This is a genomic window from Wolbachia endosymbiont of Wiebesia pumilae, from assembly GCF_017869285.1.
Classification (GTDB): Bacteria; Pseudomonadota; Alphaproteobacteria; order Rickettsiales; family Anaplasmataceae; genus Wolbachia; species Wolbachia pipientis.
Genome location: NZ_CP054557.1, coordinates 309372 through 320573, shown reverse-complemented (window position 1 = coordinate 320573; position 11202 = coordinate 309372). Strand labels below are relative to the sequence as shown.

Annotated in this window: 10 protein-coding genes and 3 pseudogenes; 9 read left to right on the top strand and 4 right to left on the bottom strand. The window is 35.2% G+C overall.

The features are described 5' to 3' along the window. The first annotated feature begins 13 nt into the window (after positions 1 to 13). Genes HUB92_RS01590 through HUB92_RS01580 form a run of 3 tightly spaced genes read left to right on the top strand, consistent with a single transcriptional unit; the run spans position 14 to position 3831 of the window. Positions 14 to 1267 (top strand): cytosine permease, encoded by a 1254-nt coding sequence (locus HUB92_RS01590; RefSeq protein ID WP_209473061.1) that lies wholly within the window; start codon positions 14 to 16, stop codon positions 1265 to 1267. Then, positions 1236 to 2285, top strand: a complete 1050-nt coding sequence (locus HUB92_RS01585) for an S-methyl thiohydantoin desulfurase family protein (RefSeq protein ID WP_209473059.1) — start codon at positions 1236 to 1238, stop codon at positions 2283 to 2285. Before HUB92_RS01590 ends, HUB92_RS01585 begins: the two co-directional genes overlap by 32 nt. Position 2286: 1 nt before the next feature. Further along, complete coding sequence (locus tag HUB92_RS01580) at positions 2287 to 3831, top strand: hydantoinase/oxoprolinase N-terminal domain-containing protein (protein ID WP_209473057.1); 1545 nt, start codon at positions 2287 to 2289, stop codon at positions 3829 to 3831. Positions 3832 to 3845: 14 nt separating this feature from the next. Here the strand turns inward: HUB92_RS01580 and HUB92_RS01575 are convergent, their stop codons facing one another. Together HUB92_RS01575 and HUB92_RS01570 are read right to left on the bottom strand one after the other, a co-directional pair. Further along, positions 3846 to 4391 (bottom strand): pyrimidine dimer DNA glycosylase/endonuclease V, encoded by a 546-nt coding sequence (locus HUB92_RS01575; RefSeq protein ID WP_007549769.1) that lies wholly within the window; start codon positions 4389 to 4391, stop codon positions 3846 to 3848. 20 nt (positions 4392 to 4411) lie between these two features. Beyond that, positions 4412 to 5299 (bottom strand): Rpn family recombination-promoting nuclease/putative transposase, encoded by an 888-nt coding sequence (locus HUB92_RS01570; protein WP_209473055.1) that lies wholly within the window; start codon positions 5297 to 5299, stop codon positions 4412 to 4414. A 411-nt stretch (positions 5300 to 5710) separates the two neighbouring features. On the opposite strand from HUB92_RS01570, the pseudogene HUB92_RS01565 reads away from it, so the two are divergent. From HUB92_RS01565 to HUB92_RS01545, 5 genes and pseudogenes are all read left to right on the top strand, one after another. Next, positions 5711 to 5910 (top strand): annotated as a pseudogene (locus tag HUB92_RS01565) (DNA mismatch repair endonuclease MutL); the annotation flags it as partial. An 86-nt stretch (positions 5911 to 5996) separates the two neighbouring features. Continuing rightward, positions 5997 to 6281 (top strand): annotated as a pseudogene (locus HUB92_RS01560) (helix-turn-helix domain-containing protein); the annotation flags it as partial. Then, positions 6271 to 6531 (top strand): hypothetical protein, encoded by a 261-nt coding sequence (locus HUB92_RS01555; protein ID WP_209473053.1) that lies wholly within the window; start codon positions 6271 to 6273, stop codon positions 6529 to 6531. The pseudogene HUB92_RS01560 and the gene HUB92_RS01555, both read left to right, overlap by 11 nt. A gap of 143 nt (positions 6532 to 6674) precedes the next feature. Then, the gene (locus HUB92_RS01550; protein ID WP_182282559.1) at positions 6675 to 6818 is read left to right on the top strand and encodes a hypothetical protein; all 144 of its coding nucleotides are present in this window, start codon (positions 6675 to 6677) and stop codon (positions 6816 to 6818) included. A gap of 182 nt (positions 6819 to 7000) precedes the next feature. Beyond that, a pseudogene (locus HUB92_RS01545) lies at positions 7001 to 8302 on the top strand (IS4 family transposase). A gap of 216 nt (positions 8303 to 8518) precedes the next feature. Here HUB92_RS01545 and HUB92_RS01540 read toward each other — a convergent pair. Continuing rightward, positions 8519 to 9883: a reverse transcriptase/maturase family protein gene (locus HUB92_RS01540; RefSeq protein WP_244663094.1), complete on the bottom strand. Its 1365-nt coding sequence runs from the start codon at positions 9881 to 9883 to the stop codon at positions 8519 to 8521. Here HUB92_RS01540 and HUB92_RS01535 point away from each other — a divergent pair. After that, a protein-coding gene (locus tag HUB92_RS01535) for an IS5 family transposase (RefSeq protein ID WP_410543339.1) occupies positions 9858 to 10624 on the top strand; the annotation gives its coding sequence in 2 pieces (ribosomal slippage) (positions 9858 to 10185 and positions 10185 to 10624; 768 coding nt in all). The genes HUB92_RS01540 and HUB92_RS01535 overlap by 26 nt on opposite strands. On the opposite strand, the gene HUB92_RS01530 is transcribed toward HUB92_RS01535, so the two are convergent. Beyond that, positions 10621 to 11166, bottom strand: a complete 546-nt coding sequence (locus HUB92_RS01530) for a reverse transcriptase/maturase family protein (RefSeq protein ID WP_244663093.1) — start codon at positions 11164 to 11166, stop codon at positions 10621 to 10623. The genes HUB92_RS01535 and HUB92_RS01530 overlap by 4 nt on opposite strands. Between the last annotated feature and the right edge of the window lie 36 nt (positions 11167 to 11202).

Sequence of the window (11202 nt, the reverse complement as noted above, 5' to 3'; positions counted from 1 at the left end):
TGTAGGTGATAAGTTGAAGTATACTAGTCAAACATACATAGATCTTACCGCGATTCAAGCAGGTGCAGTCTTTTGTGTACCTGCTTTCATGTTGGGGTATATGCTTACTACCAAATATGGTGTTACTTCTAGCTTAATTTCTATAATTATAGCAAATCTTATACTGACAATGTTGGGGTTGTGTTTTGCTGTATTGTCAGTAAGAAGACCATGCAATACCATAGAACAAGTATTACACTATTTTGGTGTTCACGGTACATGGCTATATGGATTAGGTATTATAATGTGTTTAGTGTTCTGGTTTTCTATTCAACAAAACATTATGGTGAACACTATTATAGAATTTCCTCTATTAAAAATGAAAGACTTACCATATGTATTCGTTGCTACTAATTGTATCATTGGTTTCGCTATTACACTTCTTGTAAGCAGAGGTATCACTGCATTAAAGAGCTTTGCAAATATTGCAACGCCTTTTCTTATCATAGTTACGATAATCGCAATATTGCAACTTTTTTACAAGCACACCTTACCTGATATTATACTTACATCTAATATGACATTAAAAGGCGTACCGCTTATAATTGCAGCATCTTTAGGTGCTATTTTCGATATCCCAACATACTATCGTTTTGCACGAACAAATCTCGATGCATATGTAAGCGTTATACTTACCTTTTTCATATGTTATTTTTTCGTTATAGGCACAGGAGTCTATTTTGCTCTTTGTGTGCCAGATTCAAGTTTTATAGAGGTATTATTGAGCAGCGGAAATGATTTGTGGAAGTTATTGTGTATTCCGTCTATAATTCTTTTATGCTGGACTACTAATAACTTAAACTTGTATTCTGCTGGTGTAAACGTTAATTTTTTGTTACCCAAAGTTTCATTACCGTTCTGCATAACAATTATAGGGATTGTTGGTACAGTACTTTCATGTACTAATATAATACTAAAATTTGAGGAGTTACTTAATGTAATTACCATTGTCATAGGAAGCCAAGGATCTGTTATTGTAACCTGTTTTGTGCTGGATAAATTACAACCTATACAATATACGTCTTCAGCACAAAAAACCAATCTCATTTGTGCAATATTTGGTATTATATATGGTTTGCTTTCGTTACTTAAGGTGCATGATATAACAACTGGTTTTATTTACACCGATGCAGCAATTGTATCATCTTTTGCTGTTCTATGCACACGCACTTTTCTGTTTATTTATAAGAACTATTGTGAAAAAAATAAACCAACTAACTCTCAATAATATAGAAGCTCTTTCTTTAGGGGCTGGATTATTAGGCTCAGGAGGTGGAGGTAATACCTATTATAATAAGCTTAGTACACAATATAAAATCGAACTCCATGGCGAGGTAGCTATTACAGATATAGATGAGTTGGAAGATGATGCTCTAATTATGCCCATTGGTTTTATGGGTGCACCTCTTGTAGCTGCAGAAAAATTACCCAGTAAAGAGTGTCACTCATTAATCGATGTATTTACGTTATATTATAAGAAAGAACCTACGGCACTTATACCAGCGGAAATAGGAGGAAGTAACGCTTTTACACCATTCCTTGCAGCAGGTAAAGTCGGGATTCCTGTTATAGACGGAGACTTAATGGGCAGAGCATTTCCATCATTGAATATGGTATCACCTAATTTATATGGCATTTCTTGTTGTCCTGCATTTTTTGCAGATAGCTTAGGTAACACTATAATTATGCATATTGAAAGCAGTGACCACCTCGAAAGGGTTGCGCGCGCGGTGACAGTGGCATGTGGTTCAAGCATAGGTGTTAGCTGTTACCCTATAACAGGTCAACAAGCAAAGCAAGTTATTTGTAGAAACAGTATCTCCTATGCATGTTTTCTAGGTAATATTATACTGGAAGCACGAGAACGAAAAATATGTCCTATAAAAGCGTTATGCGATAAGCATGCATTGCTGTTGGGAGAGGGAATTATAAGAGATATAGATCAGTCAATTAAGGGAGGGTTTCTTTCAGGAAATGTATCTATAGAAGGTTGTAATAATATGTTGACCATCATTTATCAAAATGAATATCTTGCAGTGTATGATGGTTCCGATTGTGTTGCTGCAACACCAGATATCATTGCTGTTCTTGATAAAGATACTGGATATCCAATAGCTTCTGAAGCTTTAACATATGGAATACGTGTATCAGTGCTAAAATTTCCTTCTCCCACGTTATGGACAACACCAGAAGGACTGGCAATAGTAGGTCCTGAAGTGTTTGGTCTTTCTGAAAAAAGGAGGTGATATGGATTATAGAATAGGAATCGACGTTGGTGGCACAAATATTGACGCTGTACTTGTAAAGGATAATGGTACAATAGTTACTTCTTGTAAAGTGATTGCTACGAAAAATATTTCTGAAGGGGTTTTACGTGTATTATCCACATTGTATGAGCTTCATCCTTTTGATAAACAGAGAATTTTAGCTGTATCTATAGGAACCACGCACGCAACTAATGCGGTTTTGCAAGGATCTGAACTATACAAGGTAGGTGTGATTCGCATTGCAGGTCATAAACCTTCACTTCCACCTGCATACTCGTGGAACGCACAGACACGTAGTACATTGTATATTGGAGAAAAAGTTATTAATGGAGGGTATGATTGTGATGGTAGTTGTATAACTAAGCTTTCTATTTCTGAAGTACGCTCTGCCATATACGAGTTGCACAATAAAGGAGCAGAAGGATTTGCAGTAGTGGGAGTGTTTTCTCCTCTATATTGTGAACAAGAGAACATAGTAGGAAATGAGATCAAAGAAATTTTAGGGAAAGCTTTTCCATTTACGTTATCACATAAGATTGGTGGAGTTGGTTATATCGAAAGAGAGAATTCAGCTATACTTAATACTGCTCTTATAAAAGCGATGAATGCAGGGTTTAAAGATTTGCAAAATATATTAAGCATTTTCGGGTTAACATGTCCTTTGTTTATTACTCAGAATAACGGTACTATTATTACTTTAGAAGAAGCACTGCAGTACCCTATATTGACTATTTCATCAGGCCCTACTAATTCTTTTGTGGGGGCAGCACGTCTTGCTTGTAAAAATGAATGTGTAGTTGCAGATATTGGAGGAACATCAACAGACGTAGGTATAGTGCTAAACAATTTTCCGCGGCGTTCGCTTTATAATTCTTCTATTGGTGGTATTACACTCAATTGTGCTATGCCTGATATTTTGTCTATTGCATTAGGAGGTGGCAGTTATATAGAAGCAAAAGATGATAAAGTTAATATAGGACCTGAAAGTGCAGGATATCTAATAAAGCAACATGCAAAACTATGGGGAGGCAGCAAGATAACTCTCACTGATATGGCACAAGCTTTAGGGCATGTTAATTTTTCTTCTGTTAAGTTTACTAAACAGGAAGCTATGTGTGCAAAGCGTATTATGAGCGAAATAGTATTGAAGCTTGAAAAACTTTATCAGAAAATTTCTGGACCGCATGCTGACCTTCCTTTTATCATTGTAGGTGGTGGCGCTATGTTGCTTGCATCACCGTTTTTACCAAAATATGCGTTCATTCCTGAATATGCTGAAGTTGCAAATGCTTATGGAGCTGCTTTTGCAGAGGTTTCGGTAACAAAGGATACTGTAGTTTCTTTAACTGATAGAGAAAATGTGTTGAAAAATATAAGAAACGAAGCTAAGGGTGAAATATCACTGCTATATAAAGTGAATCCTAGTTCAATTCGCATTGTATATGAAGAAATTATTCCCTATCATTATATACCCAATAATCTTGCACGTGTGCGTATTACTGCTGCTAGCCCTTGGATATCGTAAACCTTGTGTCCTTATCAAGAAAAGATGTGGAAAAAATGTGTAGCAGGATTTCCTACTATCCAACCTGGTGCTTCTCTTCCATTTTCCCACTTAGCGAATCTCATCTTTTCCTGTAGGTAATACTCCCTATAAGCTTTTACAGGATTAGTACATTTATACCGATCGGGCAGTGCTTGTATAAAAGCTTGCATATCAGTTGATCGAAAAATGAGTAAATCCTTATTACTATCACACCAATCTATTACTTCTTCTGATTTATGCTTTCTTTTGTATCGCCAAGTGTACTCTTTACATAATTCTTTTCCGTACTCTATCAACCAACAAAAGTTCCCTTTCGATTGCCTAGCCCACAAAGAACAAGGATGATTGCTGTGAGTGAGTTTATATGGAACTGCTATATTCTGATCTGTGGTACTGACAAAAGGATTTGGCGCTTTTAATGCTATTGAAAAAACATTACTTAATAACTGAGCAGTTTCTAATGGCATTTTTACTATATGCTTATCACACAACATTTGTGCTGCAATTACTGGGTTTTCATCTAGTACAAAGATGTTCATCTAGGTGTCAAAAGATAGAATCAGCTTAAGTCTTTAACTTCATCAACTGTAAGACCAGTAGTTTGAGCTATAATATCAATAGAAACACCTGCTTTAAGTAGATTCTTTGCAACTGCTATTTTAGCTTCCTTCTCACCCTCTTCTCTGCCTTTTTCATGACCGATTTGGATGCCTTCGTCTTTAGCAAGATCAAGCCTATATTCAAGGATGGCTTCTTCTTTCTGTAGATTCATTATTCTTTCCTCGTACGCCATTAGATCTTTTTCATTCCAATGAAATTTGTCTAACTCATCATATGCTAGCTTTATTATTGGTGATTTTTCTGCTATTTTTCTTAAATCTTCATCTGTAGTATCTTCTGCATACCGGAAAAAAAAACACCACCTTTCTACTGTGTTCTCTAGTTGTTCTACTCTGTTTTTTGTAAATTTAGGCAACTCAATGAAAACGAATTGAAAATCTTTTAGATAATGTCCGTTGGTTTTTATCTCTCGTATATTATGAGTAGAAATATACTCAACCTCTGTAGGAAATAGCGTACTATTAGAAATAGCAATAAAGAATACTTTCTTAAAATCAATGTAATTGCCAGATTGTCTTGAGTAAGCTTTAGCAGCATAGAGTTGGGCGCGTTTTTCAAAGCCTTTATCACGAGCGAGTTGCATTTCCGCAATATACCTATTTCCGTATGAATCCTTACAAAGAACATCAACGATGCTTTGTTTATCAGAAGCAATCTCAGGATTCATGATAGTGCTAAGGAACTCAACATCTTGTATAGTGTTAACACCAGTAAAGCCTAAGATGTCATTTAAAAAGTGAATAAGGATATTCTTATTTTTCTCAGTACCGAAGATCTTCTTAAATGTTAAATCTAATTTTGGATCAAGAAACTTCGAAAGAGCCATAAAATTAACCTAAAAAGCATTAACAATTATACACAATTCTAAAGAAATGTTCAACTCTTTTATTTTTAGCTTATTTTTCAAAGTTTTAAATGTATTGATGAAAAAAACGGCTTTCAGAGATCATCTTAGAATAGCACCCTCTACTTTAGACGTCCTTTTGTACATCTTTTTATAACTCCCTCATAAAGCGCCTAAAAACGCCAGCAAATGAATTCATAGATTTAGTAGCTATAAAGAGCTTTAAAAACGCTTATTTCTGGTGTGAGAGCCTAATAAAAACACGAGCCCACAAGCTCAATTACCTAACATCGTGAGCCCACACCTTTACATGATAAAGATCTTGAAACTTAATGTCAACATTTCAGTAGCAAATTTTATGTTAAATCTATATCCTATTAGCATGGACAAAAAGAAGATACATTGCCAGTAGAAGATAAAGTGTTGGCAACTATCGCTTGTCATGGATCAATTAGAGCGGGTAGAAAATGAGGTTAGAAGAAGTGAATGAGTTGCTAAGGCAAATGGAGGAAACGCCATATTCTGATCACGGAAGACCAACTTATATAGAAATGAAACTGAGTGATATAGAGAAATTGCTTGAAAGAAGATAGATTAAGCTTGTTGAAATGATCTTTATTGAGATAGTTCTTCTGGTTATTAAGGAGTCAGTATAGAATGTAAGTATTTGTTTTTATAGATAAAGAGTGACTGCTCTAATTTTTTAGACTACAAAGTAGGACAGAAAGTAAGAAGTTGTAGGCTAGCGAAGAGATATACTCAAAAGGATTTAGCAAGTAAAATCGGTACAAAATATCAGGTCATACTACAGTATGAAAAAGGAAAGCGTAAAATTTCAATCAGAAGGTTATATAGCATCGCAGAAGCACTATCAGTTAGCATTATAGATCTTATTCCTGTATCAAATGAAAACAGTTATCTCGAGAGTGAGGGATTAGATCTAATAGAAAAGTATGAGAAAATACCATGAGCAATCGTTTAAGAATTACGTAATGAAACTCCCCTTTATAGCTCTTTCACTATTTCATACTTCATTTCTCCTTACCTCAAAATTACTATTTTTACTACTTTATCCTAGTTTCGAAAGAAGTCTATTAATTACATCTGCACAAGTTAGCAAGGAAAATAGTAGAAAAGTGGCAAGAATAGAGGTGGCAAAGAATCTAGTTAAAGTAGGAGTTTCTGTTGAAATAATTTTCCAAGCAACGAACTGAAGAATATAGTAATGCAGAAGAAAAAACTACTTCTGTAGACTACAGGATGGGACAAAGGATAAAAAAGCTAAGGATAATGCGAAAATGCACTTAGGAAGACTTGGCAAAAAAAATTAGTACAACGCGTCAAAAAATAAGCGACTATGAACATTGCTGTTCCACTTGAAAAGTTATATGAAATAGCAAAGGCGTTATCAGTCAGCATTAAAGATCTGCTTACAAGGCAACATAGTGAAGCAAGCAGTGGTTTAATGGAGAAATACAGGGATACGCAACGAACTTTATGAGTTCTTATCTGAAGGTATGGAGATTATCGAAGGAAAGGTCAAGAAGGCGGAAAAAGCCAAAATTGCAAAGAATCTGGGAGTGTTAAATAAACCATACGCGTCAAGTTAAGGAAATAAAGGTATGAAAGAGATAGAATAATAAGGTATAAGTTCTCCCAGATGTACTTTTAGTGAGAGAACCAATGAATAAAATAACTTGCTTATCAAAAAAGCTCAAAGAATTTTTTAATGAAAAAGCAGACAAAATCTCAATTACAACAAGGTTTATAAAAAGAAAGAGAAAGCTAAAAGGTTCATCATTCGTAAAAGCCATGGTCTTGGGTAATATAGGAGTTGATAATTGTAGCGTAGAAACAATGTGTCAATTACTAAACGAGAGATATAACAAAACAAGGTTTGGATTTTAGATTTACTGAAGAAGCAGTGGAATTTATGAAAAGGATGTATAATGAATCTGTGATTCTCTTTAAAAATATCTTGCAAGTTGATTGCAAAATCTTACAGCAATTTAATAGTGTTAAATTATTGGACAGTAGCTATATTACTCTACCTAACAGTATGGAAGAGATGTATAAAGGTTATGGTACTAGCTACAGTGGCTATGAAAGCAATACTAAGTCTGGAATAAAGTTACAATTAGTTTTCGATTACATGAATCAGATAATAGACCAACTTAATTTAACGGAGGGAATAAGATCAGACCAGGGATATAGGAAACATTTAAGTAATATATCAAGCAATGATTTGCTAATATCTGATCTCGGTTATTTTGTGCCAAGTTCTTTTAAACAAATCAATGAAATAGGAGCTTATTTCATAAGTCGTCGATACCAACGTATATGATGTAGAAACAAATCAAAAAATGGAGTTATTAGAATGTTTAGAGGATAAGTTATTTTTAGAAAACGAGGTATTGTTAGGAAAAGAAGCAAAAATTAGAGTAAGAATTATATGTCAGAAACTAACTGAAGAACAGTCTATGGCCAGAAGAAGGAAAGCTAATAGATTAGCAAGATCGCAGATCCTCTAAAAGAAATCAAAAATTGTTGAACTGGTCAATATTTATAACTAATGTTCCAGAAAATAAAATTAGTGCTGAGCAAGTATTAACGATTTACAGAGTAAGGTGGCAAATTGAGTTATTATTTAAATTGTATAAAAGCCATATCAGGCTTGATAAGCTAAAAGGAAAGCCATGCAGAGTATTATGTGAACTATATGCTAAATTGTGCGCAATTCTTATATTTCACGGCATAGTTGGTTGCACAGAAGTGAAAAAGAATACAGAACTTAGCTTAACAAAGGCATTTATTGAGCTAAAAAGACGGGTTAGAGAGTTATTTTTAGTATCAACCAAGATTAATAGTTTAAAAGTATTTCTTAAAAAACTCACTATAACTTGGTCGCGATTTTCATTAAAAGACAAACGCAGAAGGGCTAGAGTATCCACTTTAACCTCTCTAAATTTGCTCACAATCTCTTAACTTGACGCGTATGGGTTTTTCGCCGACAACCAAGAAGTCCGTTTTATTTGACACACTTGAGTTATCTAAGTGAGGAAAGTCACCTCTCCCCACTCGACTTCGAAACCGGACTTGTGGTAGAGTGGGCAGCCAGCGAGTTACTTGTTAAGTACTTTTCCAACAACCCCTCTCCGAACCACGCATGATCGTTTCCGTATCACGTGGCTCTCCAATAATCTAACGTTTTAAGGAGTCACCATCATATTTTCCATATTGGATTTTCTTATGGCATTCATGACAAACAACAAGAGTTTTCCTCTGTCGTTCAATCATTCTCTTTTTCCATTCCGGTAGTTCAGTATTACGTTTACCTAGCAAATCAGCAAGTTTACGTACGTGATGTACTTCAATCTGCTCTTGTGATTTACATAATTCACAAGTTTGTGCCAATAGTCTTTGCTCTATTTCACTACGCTTATTCCATATTGGTATAAGGTTATCACTTATGCTTACCCATTTATTCCATTTTAGCAACACAGCACCAAAGTGTGTAATTAATGGTATCTTTGATGGTAAACGATCTACTCTGATTTGGATGACTTTTCGTTTTTCACCTTCATCATTTTCGATCGTCGCACCAAATTTTCTATAAATTTTCCTGCAAGTTGTTTTGTATTTAGATGCTAAAGTCTTTACTAATGATACTTCCATCACATATTTCAGATAACTTAGTGTGTGAAGGTTGTAGGCCATTTTGTAGTATTGTACAATTCCTCGATATTCAGTTTGATACTGAGCAACAATACTGTAAGCTGTATCAATTGTACGTTGAGGTAAATGTATCGGTTTACCACAACGCATATATTCAGAACACTTTTTCTGCTTTATATGATGTGGTACACGTAACCCAATACTACCGTTAATACATCGTTGTGTCCGATGATCATGTTTATCATCTGCATGCAAAACATGTATTTCATAACCCAAAAAATTGGCTTTGCTATCACACGCATGTGTAATAAACGTTTTATCTTCATTAAGCATAAGTTTGAGCTCCTCATTGAGAAACCCAGCAATCTCATTCTTAATTTGTTCAGCTTCATTCTTTGGTCCTGCAAACCCTATCAGAAAATCATCAGCATACCTAACATACCAAAGACGTCGATAATTTAGATCGCAAGAATCCTTAGATGGCATACCCTGCACTAATTGACGCAGTTGTTTTGCTTGATCCCAGTTCCCTTGTTTTCTCATCATCGATACTTGCATGGTTAACCTTAAATATTTTGGATTTGTCCTTCTTCGCTTACCTCGGTTATTTGCTGGTATTAGTATATGCTCCACATGTTTATCTAACCGATCGAGTAATATGTTACTCAGAATTGGACCAATAATAGAACCTTGTGGTACCCCACTATGACTCTTATTGTACTTCCAATTTTCCATATATCCTGCTTTTAGCAGTCGATTGATTAGCTGAATAAAACGGTTATCTTGGAAGCTTTCACTCAGAGCCTGTCTTGAAAAGAAATGAGAAAGAGAATATGATGAGATAAGTAAAAAATAGTAGGTAAAAATGTATCCAAGTGATATAAGTGACAAAGAATGGGAAATTTTGGAGCCAAGTGTTGCACAAGGTGCAGTAGGACGGCCAAGAAAGCACAATATTAGAACAATTATTAATGCAATAAGATACATAATGAAAGGTGGTTGCCAGTGGAGAATGCTGCCAAAAGATTTTCCGCCATGGAAAACGGTGTATGATTATTTTCTCAGGTGGCGTAATAGTGGCAAATTGGAAGAAATACACGATATGTTAGTAAAAAAGGTAAGAAAAATGGTTGGCAAAAATGAAATACCTTCGGTAGGAATAATTGACAGTCAATCAGTGAAAACCACTCAAAAAGGGGATCCAGAGGATATGATGCTGGCAAGAAAATAAAGGGTAGAAAACGTCACATCATTGTGGATACAATAGGCCTAATTATTACAGCTGATGTTCATAGTGCAGGCATTCAAGATCGTGATGGTGCTCTAAATCTTTTTACTCAAGCTAAACGAAAAGCTTCAACGCTACAAAGGTTTCTCGCTGATCAGGGATATATTGGTAAATTGCAAAATTACTGTTTATTGAAAACAGGATGTTTATTGACGATTACTAAAAAAGCAGCTGATGCTGTAGGATTTCAAGTTATTCCTAAACGGTGGATTGTTGAAAGAACTTTTGCTTGGCTTTCCAATTTTAGACGTATGAGCAAGGATTATGAGCATTCTCCTCTTACTTCAAAAACTAATATCTCCTTTAATATGATTACTATTATGCTTGCTAAATTAGCTGCTTAGTTCCTTTCAAGACAGGTTCTCAGTATTTTCAACAACATAGTATGATCAATTGAGTCATAACATGCACTGAGATCTCCCTCTATAAACCATTTTGTACCTCTGCCTTTTTGCATTACTGCTCTTAATGCAGTGTGGCATCCACGCTTTGGTCGAAATCCATGTGAACATTCACTAAATTTAGGCTCATAGTAGGCTTCCAATATTAATCGAATTACTTCTTGAAGTAACTTATTTGACCATGTTGGCAACCCTAACGGCCTGCGTTTACCACTCTTCTTTAAAACATAGATACGTTTTACTGGTGTCCACCGATATCGCTCATAGCGTAAACCCTCTATGATTTTATCGATCTTTTCCAAAGACGTACCATCAACTGTTTCAACTGTCACACCTTCTGTCATAGCACCTTTATTACGACAAAGTTTGCCATACGCCCGAAGGTAAAGATCACGCTGATAGAGTAGGCGATATACGTTTTTAACCGGCAAATTTCTTTGTCCACGTTCACGTATAATGTTAAGTATTGTTTCAGCTTTCCGCATCTTGCGTACCTCCCAATTTCAACATTCAATTATCTG

Excerpts from the sequence above, each read along its gene's own strand:
- HUB92_RS01580 (WP_209473057.1), top strand. The coding sequence starts at position 2,287 with ATGGATTATAGAATAGGAATCGACGTTGGTGGCACAAATATTGACGCT.
- HUB92_RS01575 (WP_007549769.1), bottom strand. The coding sequence starts at position 4,391 with ATGAACATCTTTGTACTAGATGAAAACCCAGTAATTGCAGCACAAATG.
- HUB92_RS01570 (WP_209473055.1), bottom strand. The coding sequence starts at position 5,299 with ATGGCTCTTTCGAAGTTTCTTGATCCAAAATTAGATTTAACATTTAAG.
- HUB92_RS01555 (WP_209473053.1), top strand. The coding sequence starts at position 6,271 with ATGAGAAAATACCATGAGCAATCGTTTAAGAATTACGTAATGAAACTC.
- HUB92_RS01550 (WP_182282559.1), top strand. The coding sequence starts at position 6,675 with ATGAACATTGCTGTTCCACTTGAAAAGTTATATGAAATAGCAAAGGCG.
- HUB92_RS01530 (WP_244663093.1), bottom strand. The coding sequence starts at position 11,166 with ATGCGGAAAGCTGAAACAATACTTAACATTATACGTGAACGTGGACAA.